Below are 16561 nucleotides of genomic sequence, written 5' to 3' on the forward strand. Positions count from 1 at the left end.
TTTACTCCCCCTCGAGTTCGCCTTCGGTTTCGAGGTACACCTGACGCAAGCCGTCGAGTGTCTTCTGCTCGGGGTGCTCCCACATGTTGCGCTCGGCGGCTTCGAGGAGCCGCTCGGCGATTCCGTGCAAGGCCCACGGGTTGGACTGCGTCATGAACTTCTGGTTCTGCTCGTCCAGAACGTAGGTCTCGGCGAGCTTTTCGTACATCCAGTCCGCGACCACGTTGGTGGTGGCGTCGTACCCGAAGAGGTAGTCGACCGTGGCCGCCATCTCGAACGCACCCTTGTACCCGTGACGGCGCATCGCGTCGAGCCAGCGGGGATTGACCACGCGCGCCCGGAAGACACGTGCGGTCTCTTCCGAAAGTGTGCGTGTGCGAACCGATTCCGGCCGAGTGCTGTCGCCGATGTACGCCTCGGGCGACTTTCCGGTCAGCGCGCGCACGGTGGCAACCATGCCGCCGTGGTACTGGAAGTAGTCGTCCGAATCGGCGATGTCGTGCTCACGCGTGTCGGTGTTCTTGGCCGCCACGTTGATTCGACGGTATGCACTGCGCATGTCGTCGGCTGCCGGGATTCCGTCGAGCCCACGGCCGTACGCGAAGCCGCCCCAGTTGGTGTACACCTCGGCGAGGTCGTCGTCACCGCGCCAGGTCTTGGAGTCGATGAGTTGCAGCAGGCCGGCGCCGTAGGTTCCGGGCTTCGAACCGAAGATGCGGGTGGTCGCACGCCTGGCATCGCCGTGCTCGGCAAGGTCGGCCTGCGCGTGGGCGCGCACGTAGTTCTGCTCGTCCGTCTCGTCCAATGCGGCGACCAACTGAACAGCGTCGTCGAGCAGTGCGAGCACGTGCGGGAACGCATCACGGAAGAATCCGGAGATGCGGACGGTGACGTCGATGCGCGGGCGGCCGAGCTCTTCGAGATCGATGACCTCGAGGTTGACCACGCGTCGGCTTGCTTCGTCCCAGACAGGGCGAACACCGAGGAGCGCGAACACTTCGGCGATGTCGTCGCCGGAGGTACGCATGGCGGCGGTACCCCACACGGACAGACCCACCGAGCGCGGGTACTCGCCGTGATCGGCGAGATATCGAGCGGCGAGCGACTCGGCCATCGCCTGACCGGTCTCCCACGCAAGTCGTGAGGGAACTGCCTTGGGATCGACGGAGTAGAAGTTACGACCGGTGGGAAGCACGTTGATCAGGCCGCGCAGCGGTGACCCACTCGGGCCGGCGGCGATGAAGCCGCCGTCGAGCGCGTGCAGGACCTGCTTGATCTCGTTGTTCGTCTGGCGGAGGCGTGGAACCACTTCGGTGGCGGCGAACTGAAGGATCTTCACGACGGTCTCGTCGTCGCTGAGTTGTTCTGCCGCAGCGGGGTTCCAGTCGGCGTCGTACATGCCGCGAACCAGGGCGTGCGCCTTTTCCTCGACGTCGTCGACACGGTTGCGGGACTCGTCGCCGTCTTCGCTGAGCCCGAGAGCTTCGCGCAGACCAGGGACGCTCTGTTCGCCGCCCCACATCTGACGGGCACGGAGCATGGCCAGGACCAGTTCGATTTCGGCGTCGCCCTCGGGTGCGCGGCCGAGAATGTGCAGGCCGTCGCGGATCTGGACGTCCTTGATCTCACACAGCCACCCGTCGACGTGCAGGAGCATGTCGTCGAACACGTCTTCTTCGGGACGCTCCGCGAGGCCGAGGTCGTGGTCCATCTTGGCTGCCCGCATCAGCGTCCAGATCTGCTGGCGAATGGCCGGCAGCTTGGACGGGTCCAGTGCGGAGATGTTGGAGTGCTCGTCGAGCAGTTGCTCGAGACGGGAGATGTCGCCGTAGCTTTCGGCGCGGGCCATCGGTGGGATCAGGTGATCGACGAGCGTCGCGTGGGCACGACGCTTTGCCTGTGTTCCTTCACCCGGGTCGTTGACCAGGAAGGGGTAGATCAGCGGCAGGTCGCCCAGGGCTGCGTCGGTGCCGCAGTTGCTGGACATGCCGAGCGTCTTGCCCGGCAACCATTCGAGGTTGCCGTGCTTGCCGAGGTGCACAACGGCGTCGGCGCCGAATCCGCCGTTGTCCGGTGTTGCAGCGATCCAGCGGTAGGCCGCGAGGTAGTGGTGGCTCGGCGGCAGATCCGGGTCGTGGTAGATCGCGACGGGCTTTTCACCGAATCCCCGCGGCGGCTGGACCATGAGGACGATGTTGTTGAATCGCAGTGCCGCGATGACGATTTCGCCGTCGGGATCCTGCGAGCGGTCGACGTACAGCTCTCCGGGCGCTGCGCCCCAGTGCTCTTCGACACCGCTGCGCAGTTCCTCGGGCAGGGTGGCGAACCATTCGCGGTACTTCGCTGCCGAGATGCGGATCGGATTGCCCTCGAGCTGCTCGGCAGTGAGCCAGTCGGGATCCTGTCCGCCGGCCGCGATCAGGGCATGGATCAGCGCGTCGCCGTCCTTCGCCGCCAGGCCGGGAACTGCGTCCGGACCGTCGACCGGACCGAGATCGTAACCAGCAGAACGCATTTCGGTGAGCAGGTCGATTGCGCTCGCCGGAGTATCGAGACCGACCGCGTTGCCGATGCGGGCGTGCTTGGTCGGGTACGCCGAGAGCATCAGAGCAACGCGACGCTCGGTGGTGGGAATGTGGCGCAGCTTGCCGTGACGGACCGCGATCCCGGCGACACGGGCGGCGCGCTCGACGTCGGGGACGTAGGTGGACAGTCCGTCGGAGTCGATTTCCTTGAAGGAGAACGGGACGGTAATGATGCGACCGTCGAACTCCGGCACCGCCACCTGCGTCGCGACGTCGAGAGGCGACAGTCCGTCGTCGTTCTCGTCCCAGGTGGCGCGGCTACTGGTCAGGCACAGCCCCTGCAGGATCGGGACGTCGAGTGCAGCGAGTGCTGCGACATCCCAGGCTTCGTCGTCCCCACCGGCGGACGCGGTGGCGGGCTTGGTGCCGCCGGCAGCGAGAACTGTCACGACCATGGCGTCGGCGCGGCGGAGCGTGCTCAGAAGTTCGGCTTCAGCGGTTCGCAGAGATGCGCAGTAGATCGGGAGCGCGGTGCCACCGGCCTCGGCGACCGCGTCGCACAACGCCTGGATGTACCGGGTGTTGCCGGCCAAATGCTGAGCGCGGTAGTACAGAACTGCGATGACCGGACCGCTCGCCGAGTCGAGATCGGGCGCGAAATCAGCGATGCCCCAGGAAGGCAGGTGGGCCGGCGGCTCGAAACCGTGGCCGGTGAGCAGGACCGTGTCGGAAAGGAAGTGGTGCAGCTGTGCCAGATTCTGTGCGCCACCCTCAGCCAGGTAGTTGTGCGCCTCGGCAGCAACACCGGCGGAAACCGTCGAGCACTCCATGAGGTCGGCGTCCGGCGCGTGCTCGCCGCCGAGAACGACTACGGGGAGTCCGGAGGCGAGGACCATGTCCAGGCCGTCTTCCCAGCTGCGACGGCTGCCGAGGATACGAACGATCACGAGGTCGACGCCGTCGAGCAAGGGCGGCAAGTCCTCCGAGACCAGCAAGCGTGAGGGGTTGGCCCAGCGGTAGGAAACTCCGTCGCCGGCTTCCTGGCTGGCGCGGGCGCTCAGCAGATCGGTGTCGGACGTGGAGAGCAGAAGAATCACGGGTGAAGCCTTCCTGGGGTTTCGCGCCCCGTGGCACAGATCTGTCATCGACGGCGGTTGAGGGTCTGACTCGTGTTTCCGAGCGGAAACACGTCCCGCTCGAGCAACACTCACAGTGGCGCGACCGCACCGGACTTTCACCGGTTTCCTCAACTGCCGTCACTGGTGGTGGTGATGCTACCGGTCCGCAGAAGGCACTCATGACAGGTCGTACCCTGGAGCCATGCCCACGGACCGTTCACAGCCAGACGCGTGCCCGGGTGCACTGCAAGTTCACCACGCCGCCGACGGCGCATTGGCACGCGTGCGCCTACCCGGCGGACTCCTCACCCCCACCCAGTTGCAGACGCTCGCCGACGCGGCGCGCGATCTCGGCAACGGGCAGATGGAACTCACCTCGAGGGGCAACGTACAACTGCGCTCGGTCTCGGACCCCGAAGCCTTCGCGGCGCGAATCGCGTCGGCCGGTCTGCTGCCGTCAGCGACGCACGAGCGAGTGCGCAACATCCTCGCGTCCCCACTGTCCGGCCGTATCGGGGGCGTCGCCGACATTCGCGAACTGGTCCACCGTCTCGATTCGGCGATCCAAGCGGATCAAGCATTGGCAGATCTGCCAGGGCGAACCCTGTTCACCCTCGACGACGGGCGCGGAGACATCACAGGGCTACGGGGCGATTTCGGACTCCATGCGCGCAGCGCCACCGAGCATTCACTGGTGCTCGCCGGTCACCACACCACTCATCTCGTCCAGGCGGACGACGCCGTCGAATTGCTCCTCGAGGCGGCTCGATCGTTCCTCGACGTTCGCGACAAGCACTGGCGCCTGGCCGAGGTTCCGGACGGAATCGAACGCACCCTCGAGCAGCTGGGTCTGAGCGCCGAGTCCACCGTTGCGGCGGACCTCACCCCGGATGCACGGCCCACTGTCGGCTGGCTCGAGCAGCGCGACGGGACCGTAGCTCTGGGCGGCGGCCTGCGATTCGGACTGCTCGACGCTCGGCTGGCCGAGTTCCTCGCCGCCGTCGACAAGCCCGTCGTCGTGACGCCGTGGCGATCGGTGCATATCTTCGACCTCGACGAATGGGCAGCCGAGCAGGTAGTCCGGGTGCTGGCACCCATGGGGTTGATCTTCGACGAGAACTCACCGTGGCTCGAGGTCACCGCCTGCACCGGAAGTCCGGGATGCGAGAAGTCGCTCGCCGACGTGCGCGCCGACGCGATCACCGCCGTCGAGCAGGCAGAACTTCCGGTTGTCGGGCGCCAGCACTGGGCCGGGTGCGACCGCAGCTGCGGACGTCCCCGCGGGGACGTAGCGGATGTGATCGCGACGGGTGACGGTTACCGGGTGAATCCGCCCGATCGGTGATGCCTCTATCGTGTGGCACATGATCGAGTACATCCGTGACGGCGCGGAAATCTATCGCCAGTCCTTTGCCACCATTCGGGCCGAAGCCGACCTGAGCCGTTTCCCGGCGGATGTCTCGCAAGCTGTAGTGCGCATGATTCATGCAAGTGGCCAGGTCGATCTCGTCGACGACGTCGCCTTCACACCCGGTGTCGTCTCGGCTGCGCGCGCAGCTCTGCGCGACGGCGCGCCGATCTTCTGCGACGCCCAGATGGTGGCTGCCGGCATCACGCGCAAGCGTCTGCCCGCCGGCAACGACGTCATCTGCACCCTCGGCGATCCGCGGGTTCCCGTGCTGGCGTCGACCATCGACAACACTCGCTCGGCGGCTGCTCTCGAACTGTGGGGAGCCAAGCTCGAGGGCGCTGTTGTCGCGATCGGAAACGCACCCACCGCACTGTTCCATCTCCTGAACCTCATCGAAGCCGGCGCACCCCGTCCGGCCGCCATCGTCGGAGGTCCGGTCGGCTTCATCGGCGCTGCCGAGTCGAAGGAAGCCCTCATCGAACACGCCAGCGGGATCGATCATCTCGTTCTCCGCGGCCGACGCGGCGGCAGCGCGATCACCGCCGCCGTCGTCAATGCGATTGCGAGCGAAGTCGAATGAGTGCAGGCAAGCTCTGGGGTGTCGGTATCGGCCCCGGCGATCCCGAATTGGTGACCGTCAAGGCCGCCCGCGTCATCGGCGAGGCCGATGTGGTTGCGTTCCACTCCGCGCGGCACGGCAAGAGCATCTCCCGCGGAGTTGCAGCGCCGTACATGCGCGAAGGACAGATCGAAGAACACCTCGTCTACCCCGTGACCACCGAGACCGTTGATCATCCCGGCGGATACCAGGGCGCGATGGACGAGTTCTACGAAGCAGCTGCCGAACGGCTGGCAGTTCACCTCGCGGCCGGTCGAACCGTCGCGTTGCTCGCCGCCGGCGATCCGCTCTTCTACAGCTCCTACATGCACATGCACATGCACAAGAGACTGGCCGATCGCTTCGACGCCGAAGTGATTCCCGGCGTCACCTCCGTCAGCGCGGCATCTGCTGCACTCGGAAAGCCGCTGGTCGAGGGTGAAGAGATCCTCACGATCCTGCCCGGAACGTTGCCGCAGGCCGAGCTGACCAGGCGGCTCAAGGAAACCGACGCCGCGGCCATCCTCAAGCTCGGACGTACCTTCCCACCGGTCCTCCAATCGCTCGAGGATTCCGGTCGCCTCGGCGAGGCCCACTACGTCGAGCGCGCGAGCACCACACGTCAACGCGTCGAATCCGCTGCCGAGGTCGACCCGGACGGAGTTCCGTACTTTTCGATCGCCATCGTTCCGAGCCCGTCGAACAACCCTCGACCTGCGACCGAGTCTCGCGGCGAGGTGGTCGTGGTCGGACTCGGGCCGGGCGACACCGCCTGGACCACACCCGAAGTGGCGCATGAGCTTTCGTTGGCAACCGACCTCGTCGGCTACGGCCCGTACGTCGATCGCGTGCCGACGCGTCCGGGCCAGCGTCGCCATTCCAGCGACAACCGCGTCGAAGCGGAACGCGCCGCGATGGCGTTGGACCTGGCGAAGAACGGCGCCCGTGTAGCTGTCGTCTCGTCGGGAGATCCCGGCGTATTCGCCATGGCTGCAGCAGTTCTCGAAGTTGCCGCCGAAGACCAGTGGCGCGGCGTGCCGGTCCGCATCCTTCCCGGCATGACGGCGGCAAACGCTGTCGCCAGTCGCGTCGGTGCTCCCCTCGGGCACGACTACGCGGTGCTCTCGTTGTCTGATCGCCTCAAGCCGTGGGATGTCGTCGCGCGCCGTATCTCGGCAGTTGCAGCCGCGGACATGGCGTTTGCGGTCTACAACCCGGCGTCGAAGTCCCGGACGTGGCAGGTCCAAGCCATGAAGGACCTCGTGCTCCAGCACCGCTCCCCCGAGACTCCCGTCGTCATCGGCCGCGATGTTGCCGGTGCCGAGGAATCAGTTCGCGTCGTGACCCTCGGCGAGCTCGAGCCTTCCGAGATCGACATGCGGACGCTGCTCATCGTCGGTTCGTCGATGACAACCGTCGTCGAAACCGGTTCGGGCCGTCAGGTGTTCACCCCGCGGCGCTACCCGGAGTGAACGCCGCACGGCGATAGCACGGCGATAGCATGGCGTCATGCCCGTCAACCGGACCCGGAAAGCAAGATACGCGCGTAAACGGAAACGCCGGATGGATTTGGTGGAGCACGATCTGTCCGTCGAGCAGTGGTCCGCGCTCAAAGCGGCCTGGGGTGGCTGCGCGTACTGCGGCGAGTCGGACGAGTCGCCGCAACGTGACTGCGTGCTGGCGATCTCCCGCGGTGGGCGCTACACACTCGACAACATCGCACCGGCGTGCCGCTCGTGCAATGCAAGCAAATGCAACAGCGAGGTCACTCTCTGGTTGCGGCGCAAGGGGTATGACGAGAAGGCCTTCCTCCTGCGACACGCGGAGATAGGGATCGAGATGAGGGCGCAGTTCTCGGAGCAGTCGTGACGACCCCACACGAGTTTCGCCCGATCCTCGACGAGTTGATGGAGTTCGAACCTCTGTTTCACCGAACTCGAGTAGCGATGTCACGAGACGAGTTCGATGCGGTCGTCGACCCGCAGTTCCGGGAGATCGGAGCCTCCGGCGCTCGATACACCCGCGACTACGTGCAGTCGGTAGTTGAGCGCCGACGCCTCCGCGGCGAGGTGAACGACGCCGCCGAACTCGGGTGGACGGCCGACCGGCCAGCGCTGAGCCGGATTGCGCCTGACACGTATCTGGTGACGTACCGGCTGGCGCAAGCGCAACGAGTTACCGAGCGATCATCCATCTGGCGGTTCACCGAGAATCGATGGAGCGTGTTGTTTCATCAAGGCACAGTCGTCGAAAGTGGTCTGGAAGCGTGAACGAATCGACCCCCAACCCCACCATTCCGCTTTGGATGGACATCACCTTCACCGTCTTCGTTCTTGCCTGGATCTTCATCACGATTAGCGCGCTCGTGGCGATCGTGCGCACCGATTTCGACCGCTTGGGGAGCAAATTCTGGTGGTCGGCACTGGTGATCGCGGTGCCTGTACTCGGTGCGCTCGTCTGGTTACTGTTCGGTCGACCCCCGCGTGACTCCAGGTCCCGAACCTGATCTACACCGACGGCCCGGCAGTAGTCTGAGTACGGTCCGGTGCTGTCACTCTGCGCGTATCAGGGGAGAACAACGAGATGAGACCACTTCGATACTCGATCAACGTCACCCTCGACGGCTGCTGCCATCACGAGGCGGGGCTTCCACCCGACGAGGAGTCGATGCGCTACTGGACTGCTCAGATGGAACGAGCCGATGCTTTGCTGTTCGGCCGGGTGACCTACGAGATGATGGAGTCGGCGTGGCGGCGGCCCGCAACGGGGGCGTGGCCTGACTGGATGGACGAGTGGGAGATCCCGTTCGCCGAGGCAATGGACCGGGCTAAGAAGTACGTCGTGTCGAGCACGCTGAGCGGGGTCGATTGGAATGCCGAACTCGTGCAAGGCGACTTGGGGTCAGCGATTCAACGGCTCAAGGAGCAGCCCGGCGAAGGTCTGTGGGTTGGCGGCGTGACACTCCCCCTGGCATTGGCAGACCTGGGACTGATCGACGAGTACGAGTTCGTTGTGCAACCGGTCCTTGCCGGACACGGACCGACGTTGCTCGCCGGTCTGCACGAGCGCATCCAACTCGAACTCGTCGATCGCCACGAGTTCCAGTCGGGTGCAGTCGCCGTGCGATATCGGCCCACTCAAGTACCGCCCCCAGGTCAGGTATCGGACGGTTAGTCGACGCATGGCTGGACATGCGCGGTTGAAAGACATGTCGTCGCCTCAGGTCGGACACGAGAAAGTTTCCAGTCTTGTTCGATGTTCGGTATTGACCGGACACTCGGCACAGCACGAGCATTAGCCACCGAAGTCTCCGGACAATCCTCAACGAGATCGAAGCATCGAACTGGATCACGAACAAGTTCGTTCCGCCCGGCGGACCGTAAGGACCACTCGTCGCTATCGAACACTCTGGCCCCCTATTCCACGGGCACTGCACCTCGAGCTGTAAGCACCCCCGGTCGAGGGCCATGCTTGCGCGCGCCCTCGCGCGCCTCAACAAAAATGGCCAAGCTGGACGGCTTCTAGCGAGCGAAGGATCAAAATCGTATCGGCGTCCGACACAGGCCGGACGCCGATACGTGTTCACGTCAGCTCACAGGAGCGCCACCGCTCCCGCCGAGGTGGCGGGCGAAGAACCGAGCCGAACTGTCGCGCTCGTAGTCGGGCACCGGATAGTGCCTGCCCGAGTAGGCGTGCAGCGTCTTCTCCTTCGAGCCGAAGGCATCGAACAACGCTATCCCCGACGTGCGGTCGTAATCCTTGTCGTCCCAAGGGATCCGGTACTCGACCGGGACCGCGAGCTTTCGTGCTGCCTCGAGGAGGGAGCTGTCCACAAAAACTCCCCCGAAGCTCACGGCAGCGATCCTGGATTCGACCGGGGCCAACATCAGCCCGGTCACGACCCCTAGCGACACGCCGCCGAAGCCGATCGGAGCGTCGGCGTCGACGTCGGGCAGCGTTTGCAGAGCGTCGATGGTCGCCTGCCATTCCGGCACTGCACGCTCCGCCAGCGATCGGTTGTACTCGACGACGATCGGGGCGATCGGCTCGTGGGCCGCCCTAGCCTGGTGGATCGCCTCGACCCACTGTTCGTCCTGTGTGTTCCGCGGCCGGTCACCGTGTCCGGGCGCGTCGATCGCGGCGACTGTGAACCCGTGGGAGCTCACGCTGTGGAGTGCGCTGGCAACCAGTCCCGGCGCCTTCTTGTGCATGCCGCCGGAGTGCCCGGACAGCAGAAGGGGTGATTCGACAGATCCGGACGCGGGTGACCAGAGCACACCGGTGATGTCGTCCAGAATGAAATGGCGTTCGACGACCCCGTTCGACGTTGTCTCGGAAGTGAATTCGATGGTCTGAGAATTGGATTGCATGGTGTTACCTTTCGGGATTGCCTACTCGAGGCGCTCCCGGCGACACCTACGTCAATCGCCGATCCGTGAACACGAGTGGGAGCACCCACATGGTTACAGCGTTCATGGGTCTCACCTCCTGGCGTGTTGTCACGGTCTCGCACAAGCTATCAACCCCAACCGAAGCTCGTCCAATCATTTTTCCAGCGCGCCCGGCAGCGGTCATACCCGCGATCGGGCGACGCTCTGGCGGACGGCACGGATGTAGCGGCGCGTGACAAACGCCTGTACTCGACGTCCGATCGGAGCGCCGAGACGCACCCACCACGTTCCGGGCTTGGAGAACGCAACGATCTCGATACGAACCGCTTGGCTGGCCTCGTCGAACTGGACGACAAACAATTCCTCCCCGCATTCGGGGTGGCCCGCGCGGGTTCCGTACGCGAAGCCCTTGCGATTGGGTTCGTCTACGACATAGACGATCCGAACGGGGATAGTTACCGGACCGAGTCCGAAAGTCGCATCCTGACCCGCCACGGCGGTCAGGGCTGCCGTCCGTACGGCCAGTCCGGCTCCGCGGTGCATTCCCCAATTCGCGACGGTTCGAGCGGCAACCTCGAAATCCTCCCGTCCGGATCCGACCGTCGCGCTCTCGTGAATGTGGTGATAGCCGGCGGGGAGAACGCCTGACGTTGCGCCCACCTCGAGGTACGTCAGTCCTCCCGGGCGGGACGCCATCATTGCTCGCGTCGGTGGCTGAGGATGTTGATCACGTGGCCGTCGGGGTCGGAAGCGAAGAACCTGCGGACCCCCCACGGCTCCTCGGTGACGGGATAGACGATGGTGTCGCCGCGTTGCACTGCGGCCTCGTACGCCGCGTCGAGATCGTCCACCTCGACGGAGACGTCCGGTACTACGGGCGCATGAGCGTCGTGCGTCATGACGCTGATCTGCAATGACGGATCCGTCGGCGAAGCCAACGTCACGATCCACCCGTGATCCATGACAACTTCGAGGCCCAGCACTTCGGTGTAGAAGCGCTGCGCGGCCTCGAGCGAACTACTCGACAGATCCGAAACTATCCGCGTGACGGCCATGTCCCGCAGGTTACGCCGCCGCCGGAGTCCACCGCGACTTGACGAGGCGCTCGATGTCACCGGAAAGTTCGTCGCTGACGATCCCCGGAAGCAGGATCTGCCACATCTCGTCGACACGATCCGGAAGATCCGAGCGTCGGGTGAGGACGTTCGAAACCAGCTGTACCCCCGTGAATGCCGAGGGCATGAACCTGCCGAACGATTCTGCGCTGACCGATTTTCGGATTTCACCTTCCGCCTGAGCTCTGGCGGTGAGATCGGTGATTGCCGAGATCCATTCGGCGTACGGTTCCACCGGCCCCTCGTACGTGCTCAGTTCCAGCGTGAGGCGAATGCCCGCGCGAACTATCGGCTCGTCGACAATCTGGCGTGCCATTTCGTGCGTGAGCATGATCATCTGTTCCAACGGGTCCTTGCCCGTCGCGGAAATCGCCTGCACCGACTCGATCGAGAGCCGATGCTGTTCGGCAATGATGAATTGCGCGAGCTCGTCCTTCGACGCGAAATGGAAATACAACGCGCCCTTGGTAGTACCGGCCCCCGAGACTATGTCGGCCATGCTGGTGCTGCCGTAACCAGTCTTCTCGAACTGCGCGGCCGCGCCGGCAACGATTTGCTGCCGAGTCAGCTCGGCGCGTGCTTGCTTGACCACTGAATCCCTCTCGTCCTCCAAAGGCCCCCGCCCAGCAAACCCCACGGTTCGCGCCACACTCCAGCTATACCCAAAAACTTCACAATTGCCCCACATTACCAGCGCTCCTTCCATTGCTTCAATTACGAATGCAACAAAGTCGCTGGTCAGACGTCCGATTTAGAGGGAATCTCCTCTCCCCAACGTGCTTTCGTCAACCCGCGCACGGTCCACCAACTCTCCGACGAGGAGCGTCAACTCCATCATCTGGTCGGTGATTTCCTCACGCAGCTGCGTTGCATCCGCCTCGGAAATCGCGCCGGACTTGGTATCGAAAGACATCAACAACTCGATATTGGTGCGAAGTGCAGTCAAAGGAGCCAGAAGGTCCTGGCCCGCTTCGGTGATCAGACTTCTCTGGCGTGCCCGCGATTCCGACAACGTCCCGAGCATCCGATTGAAACTGACTGTCAACGACGCCAACTCGTCGTCACCGGTCACCGGGATCGGCGCAAGATCATCCGTTTCGGCGACCCGCCGCGTCGCCGCAGTAAGTCGCGCGATCGGCCGTAATCCTGTGCGTGCCACAGCATCTCCGGCTGCGTAAGCTAGGGCGATTCCGGCCGCCCCGAGTGCCGCCAACACCACTGCCAGTCGCTTGAGTACCGAACGCGTCGGCCCCAGGGATTGCGCGACAACCAAAGTCTGGCCCGCAACCGAGGGCTCGACAAGAATTCGATACGCATCGACGGTTGCGATTGTCTGCGACGAATTGCCGTCTGCGATCGACCTGATGGCGTCTGCGCTGGTGCTGAACGGCGGCAGACCGGGAGTCGCCGTCACCAAGGCGCCGTCGGCAGTGAGAAGCCCCACCGCCTGGATGACCGCTGTATCCGCGCCGGCCGTCAATCCCAGAACCGGTGTGACACCGCCGAAATTGACGGTGTCGGTGATCGCGTCACTCGTGCGCTCGAGTTGCCGATCGACGTTGCCTTGCAAATACGCGTTGAACACTATGTACACCGCCGACGCCGACACGATCACCGCGATCGCCACCAGGCCTGCAGTCAGCAATTTCACGCGAGCATGGAGCGTCCGCACGTGAATTCCCGATGGTTTTCGACGGCTCATTCCGGGAACCGACACTCTCATGCGCGGTCCCGCAGTGCGGCGTCGAAAAATCCCAACATCCCTCCAGTATGGTCACGGAACCTTAGACGAACCTGAAGCGAACGCGATGTCGGCCTCACAGCGCCGTTCCACGACCGAAAGCCGTGAGCCAGTCCATCGCCTCGGCTTCGGTATCGAATGCCGGGACGGTCGCCGGGATCGGTGGTCGTTCGACGACGATCACCGGGATCGACAATTGCCTGGCTGCAGCGATCTTTGCGTACGTCTGCTCGCCGCCACTGTTCTTGGTGATCACGACGTCGATGCTGTGAGTTCGCATCAGATCGACTTCCGCTTCGATGTCGAATGGACCACGTGCGAGCAGCAATTGCGAGTGAGGCGGCAATGTCCCTGAAGGCGGATCGATCGAGCGCACGAGAAACGAGACGCTCTTCACGCGGTCGAACGCCGAAACTCCTTGCCTCCCGATCGTCAGAAAAGCGCGTGAGCCGACCGTCGGCACCAACTCTGCGGCGTGATCGAGATCGTGTGCCGGAAGCCAAGTGTCACCGAGTTGCTCGCGCCAGGGCGGGCGTCGGTACATGGCGTACGGCACGGAATTCGCAAGGCACGCTTCGAACGCATTCTGGGTGATGCGAGCGGCAAACGGATGCGTGGCGTCGAGCACTGCACGAATATCATTGGCCGACAACCACTCCGACAGCCCTTCGGCTCCCCCGAACCCGCCGATACGCACTTCCCCCTCCGGCCATCGAGGATCACGAACCCGGCCGGCCAGCGATGTGACAACCTCGAGGTCGGCTGAACCGGCCAAGCGAGAAGCGATCACTCGACCTTCGCCTGTGCCGCCGAGCAGGAGTACGCGGCGACGAGTACCTGTCGAGGTCAGTGTGTGCTTCTCTCGCGCGCTGCCGAGTAGAGGTAGCTGTCCGGAAACCCCTCCGCAGTCAACACTCGGCCGACGATCACGACGGCCGTCTTCGTGATGCCGGCCGCATGAACAAGTTCGACGATCGTCTTCAAAGTGCCTCGAACAACGATCTCCTCGGGCCGTGAGGCGAAGGCGACCACCGCGACCGGGCAGTCCTCGCCGTAATTGTCGGCCAACTCGGATGCGATCTGTTCGATGCGATGAGCGCCGAGGTGAATCACCATCGTCGCGCCGCTGCGGCCGAGGGACCGCAGATCCTCGCCCTCCGGCATCGCCGTCGACAAGGTGGAGACTCGGGTGAGAACAATGGTCTGCGAGACGCCTGGGACAGTCAGCTCGCGCCCCAGCGCGGCTGCAGCCGCGGTAAATGCAGGAACACCGGGAATCATGTCGAAATCGACTCCTGCGGCGTCCAGGCGACGAGCTTGCTCTGCCACTGCACTGAAGATCGACGGATCACCGGAATGCAAACGCGCGACGTCCAGCCCAGCGGAATCCGCTTCGACAAGAATCGCGGTGATCTCGTCCAGGCTCAGCCGAGCAGTGTCCACGACCTGAGCTCCGACCGGGCACCACTCGAGCAACTCCGCTGGAACAAGGCTGCCTGCGTACAAGCACACAGGGCTCGCAGCGATGATCCGTTGCGCGCGCACAGTGATCAAATCTGCCGCACCGGGACCCGCACCGATGAAATGAACGGTCATTGTGTGGATTCCTCCGGCGTATCTGTGTCTGCGCCTGCAGACGGCTGACGTTTTGTGACGGACCATTGGACCACCGGAAGTTGCGGTCGCCAAACGTTGAACGTTCCCAACGGCTCGGCGCGCTGCACCTGAAAGCGTCGAAGCGTCCCACCATGGCGACTCATCCAGCCGAGCAGCAACGATTCGGACTCGGCGGTCACGGCGTTCGCGACCAGACGACCACCCACGCTCAACTGCTCCCAGCACGCTTCGAGCATTCCCGGTTGCGTGACGCCGCCGCCGACGAACACCGCATCGGGACGTCGAGTTTCGTCCGCAAACGCCTCCGGCGCGGCCCCTTTCACGTTCAACGCGGGCACGCCGAGATTGAGTGCATTGGCACCGATCTGCGACACGCGGCTCGCCACCTTCTCGAATGTTGTTGCAGTGCAACGTGGGTGAGTTCGCATCCACTCGATGGCGACGGTTCCCGACCCACCGCCCACGTCCCAGAGGTGTTCTCCCGGCGCCGGGGCAAGCGCGCACAACGTCAACGCACGGATCTCCTGCTTCGTCATCTGACCGTCGCCGACAAAAGCAGCATCCGGTAGCCCCGGGATTCGAGTCAGCCGCAAGAGAGGATCGGCCGCGATGCACTCGACGGCCAGAACGTTCAACGCGTCCACGTCCTCGTCCGCGTGATCCCACTCGTCTGCGACCATGACGGTCCGCGATTCCCCGGCCCCGCCCAGCTGGGCCAGCACGGTCACGATCGATCGACCGAAGCCCGCGCCGGACAACAGACGTGCCACCTCCCCCGGTGTCGAGCGCCCGTTGCTCAACACCAGCAGTCGCGCACCGTCAGTCACGGAAGCCAATACTGTCGCCGAGTCTCGGTTGACCAGGCTCACGACGTCGATCTCGGCCGATGCCCATCCCATTCGCGCGCTCGCCAACGCCGCCGACGACGGGTGGGAGATCACTCGCACGTTGTCCGCGCCGAGCAGCCTGACCAATGTGACACCGAGACCGTGGAACATCGGGTCACCGCTGGCGAGCACGCATACTCTGCGGTCCGCGTTCTCGGCGAACATCGACGGCAACGCCGGAATCATCGGAGACGGCCAGGTCAGCCTGGTGGGCGCACGCCGTGCCCCGAGATGTGTCGCCGGGACCAAGTCCAATTGGCGCGGCGACCCCATCAGGACCTCCGCGCCCAGGATTGCGCCCTTTGCGCTCTCGGACAGCCCATCCCAGCCGTCGGCGCCGATGCCGACGATCACCACCGGGTGTGTGGTCATCGCGGCATCCGGCGCCAGATCGTCTGAGGCAGAAGCCGCATGACGAAGAACACCGGCTGCAGAATTCGCGGTACCCACACACGCGTCGCCCCGGAGTTCAGTCCCCGCACGACGGCGTCCGCGACCTGCGACGGAGTGCTCGACATAGGGGCAGGCGACATTCCCTCGGTCATCTTGCCGATGACGAACCCGGGCCGTACCAGCATCAACTGGACGCCCGAACCGTGCAGCGCGTCGCCGAGGCCGCTGGCAAAACCGTCCAAGCCGGCCTTTGCGCTCCCGTAGACGTAGTTGGCGCGGCGAACCCGGACGCCGGCGACGGACGAGAACACCACGATCTTTCCGGTTCCCTGTCCGCGCATGATCTCCGCGAGATGCGTGAGGATGCTGACCTGAGCCACGTAGTCGGTGTGCACCACCGCGACCGCGTGCGCCGCGTCGGTTTCGGCACGCGCCTGATCGCCGAGAATCCCGAAGGCCAGCACTGCAATCGAAATCCGGCCGTGCTCGGCCACTACGGCGCCCAGGAGGTCTCCGTGCGTGTCGACGGCGTCGGCGTCGAACTCGACGGTGGAGACGTCGACAGCGCCGGCGTTTTTGAGCATCTGCTCCTGCTCCGACAGCTCTCCGCTGCGTCTGGCAGCCAGAACGATGTTGCGGCCTGGCGCGAGCCTGACCGCGATCTCGAGGCCGATCTCACTTCGTCCGCCGAGGAGCAGTACCGTCTCGATGTCATTCACGTTCGCACCCGCAGTCACCGCTCCAGTGTCCTGGATTACCGTCGTG

Annotated in this window: 17 protein-coding genes and 1 riboswitch; of the genes, 7 read left to right on the forward strand and 10 right to left on the reverse strand. The window is 64.4% G+C overall.

Going from position 1 to position 16561, the window contains the following annotated elements; genetic code table 11:
* Position 1: 1 nt before the first annotated feature.
* A complete protein-coding gene (locus tag AOT96_RS25860) occupies positions 2-3622 on the reverse strand; it encodes a cobaltochelatase subunit CobN (protein WP_042919753.1) in 3621 nt (1206 codons plus the stop codon).
* Positions 3623-3661: 39 nt separating this feature from the next.
* Positions 3662-3794, reverse strand: a riboswitch (cobalamin riboswitch).
* A gap of 51 nt (positions 3795-3845) precedes the next feature.
* Between AOT96_RS25860 and cobG the strand changes: the two genes are divergently transcribed.
* From cobG to AOT96_RS25895, 7 genes are all read left to right on the forward strand, one after another.
* Entirely contained in the window at positions 3846-4988 is a 1143-nt protein-coding gene (cobG, locus tag AOT96_RS25865; protein WP_065352485.1) for a precorrin-3B synthase, read from the forward strand.
* Positions 4989-5007: 19 nt separating this feature from the next.
* The gene (locus AOT96_RS25870; RefSeq protein WP_007729839.1) at positions 5008-5634 is read left to right on the forward strand and encodes a precorrin-8X methylmutase; all 627 of its coding nucleotides are present in this window, start codon (positions 5008-5010) and stop codon (positions 5632-5634) included.
* The gene (gene cobJ, locus AOT96_RS25875) at positions 5631-7124 is read left to right on the forward strand and encodes a precorrin-3B C(17)-methyltransferase (protein ID WP_065352486.1); all 1494 of its coding nucleotides are present in this window, start codon (positions 5631-5633) and stop codon (positions 7122-7124) included. The genes AOT96_RS25870 and cobJ overlap by 4 nt, the downstream gene beginning before the upstream one ends.
* 37 nt (positions 7125-7161) lie before the next feature.
* Positions 7162-7521 carry an HNH endonuclease gene (locus tag AOT96_RS25880; RefSeq protein WP_076948440.1) on the forward strand — a complete coding sequence of 120 codons (360 nt, stop codon included), beginning with the start codon at positions 7162-7164 and terminating at the stop codon, positions 7519-7521.
* Positions 7518-7922 (forward strand): nuclear transport factor 2 family protein, encoded by a 405-nt coding sequence (locus AOT96_RS25885; RefSeq protein ID WP_007729842.1) that lies wholly within the window; start codon positions 7518-7520, stop codon positions 7920-7922. The genes AOT96_RS25880 and AOT96_RS25885 overlap by 4 nt, the downstream gene beginning before the upstream one ends.
* Positions 7919-8158 carry a PLDc N-terminal domain-containing protein gene (locus AOT96_RS25890; RefSeq protein WP_007729843.1) on the forward strand — a complete coding sequence of 80 codons (240 nt, stop codon included), beginning with the start codon at positions 7919-7921 and terminating at the stop codon, positions 8156-8158. The genes AOT96_RS25885 and AOT96_RS25890 overlap by 4 nt, the downstream gene beginning before the upstream one ends.
* A 77-nt stretch (positions 8159-8235) precedes the next feature.
* Positions 8236-8826, forward strand: a complete 591-nt coding sequence (locus AOT96_RS25895) for a dihydrofolate reductase family protein (protein ID WP_042450962.1) — start codon at positions 8236-8238, stop codon at positions 8824-8826.
* Positions 8827-9239: 413 nt separating this feature from the next.
* Here the strand turns inward: AOT96_RS25895 and AOT96_RS25900 are convergent, their stop codons facing one another.
* The 9 genes from AOT96_RS25900 to AOT96_RS25940 form a co-directional block, all read right to left on the reverse strand.
* Positions 9240-10022: an alpha/beta hydrolase gene (locus tag AOT96_RS25900; protein WP_065352487.1), complete on the reverse strand. Its 783-nt coding sequence runs from the start codon at positions 10020-10022 to the stop codon at positions 9240-9242.
* 201 nt (positions 10023-10223) lie between these two features.
* A complete protein-coding gene (locus AOT96_RS25905) occupies positions 10224-10739 on the reverse strand; it encodes a DUF1990 family protein (RefSeq protein ID WP_081377499.1) in 516 nt (171 codons plus the stop codon).
* Positions 10739-11098, reverse strand: a complete 360-nt coding sequence (locus tag AOT96_RS25910) for a VOC family protein (RefSeq protein WP_047270531.1) — start codon at positions 11096-11098, stop codon at positions 10739-10741. The genes AOT96_RS25905 and AOT96_RS25910 overlap by 1 nt, the downstream gene beginning before the upstream one ends.
* A gap of 10 nt (positions 11099-11108) precedes the next feature.
* Positions 11109-11750 (reverse strand): ScbR family autoregulator-binding transcription factor, encoded by a 642-nt coding sequence (locus AOT96_RS25915; protein WP_019748499.1) that lies wholly within the window; start codon positions 11748-11750, stop codon positions 11109-11111.
* A 159-nt stretch (positions 11751-11909) separates the two neighbouring features.
* Positions 11910-12809, reverse strand: coding sequence for a HAMP domain-containing protein (locus tag AOT96_RS25920; RefSeq protein ID WP_225320034.1), 900 nt, complete (start codon positions 12807-12809; stop codon positions 11910-11912).
* 166 nt (positions 12810-12975) lie between these two features.
* Positions 12976-13689 carry a cobalt-precorrin-6A reductase gene (locus AOT96_RS25925; protein ID WP_230587552.1) on the reverse strand — a complete coding sequence of 238 codons (714 nt, stop codon included), beginning with the start codon at positions 13687-13689 and terminating at the stop codon, positions 12976-12978.
* 56 nt (positions 13690-13745) lie between these two features.
* Positions 13746-14495: a precorrin-4 C(11)-methyltransferase gene (gene cobM, locus AOT96_RS25930; RefSeq protein WP_003944967.1), complete on the reverse strand. Its 750-nt coding sequence runs from the start codon at positions 14493-14495 to the stop codon at positions 13746-13748.
* Positions 14492-15775: a bifunctional cobalt-precorrin-7 (C(5))-methyltransferase/cobalt-precorrin-6B (C(15))-methyltransferase gene (locus AOT96_RS25935; protein ID WP_050655278.1), complete on the reverse strand. Its 1284-nt coding sequence runs from the start codon at positions 15773-15775 to the stop codon at positions 14492-14494. The genes cobM and AOT96_RS25935 overlap by 4 nt, the downstream gene beginning before the upstream one ends.
* Complete coding sequence (locus AOT96_RS25940) at positions 15772-16533, reverse strand: SDR family NAD(P)-dependent oxidoreductase (RefSeq protein ID WP_051649467.1); 762 nt, start codon at positions 16531-16533, stop codon at positions 15772-15774. The genes AOT96_RS25935 and AOT96_RS25940 overlap by 4 nt, the downstream gene beginning before the upstream one ends.
* Between the last annotated feature and the right edge of the window lie 28 nt (positions 16534-16561).

This window comes from Rhodococcus sp. 008, from assembly GCF_001682295.1.
GTDB classification, from domain to species: Bacteria; Actinomycetota; Actinomycetes; order Mycobacteriales; family Mycobacteriaceae; genus Rhodococcus_F; species Rhodococcus_F qingshengii.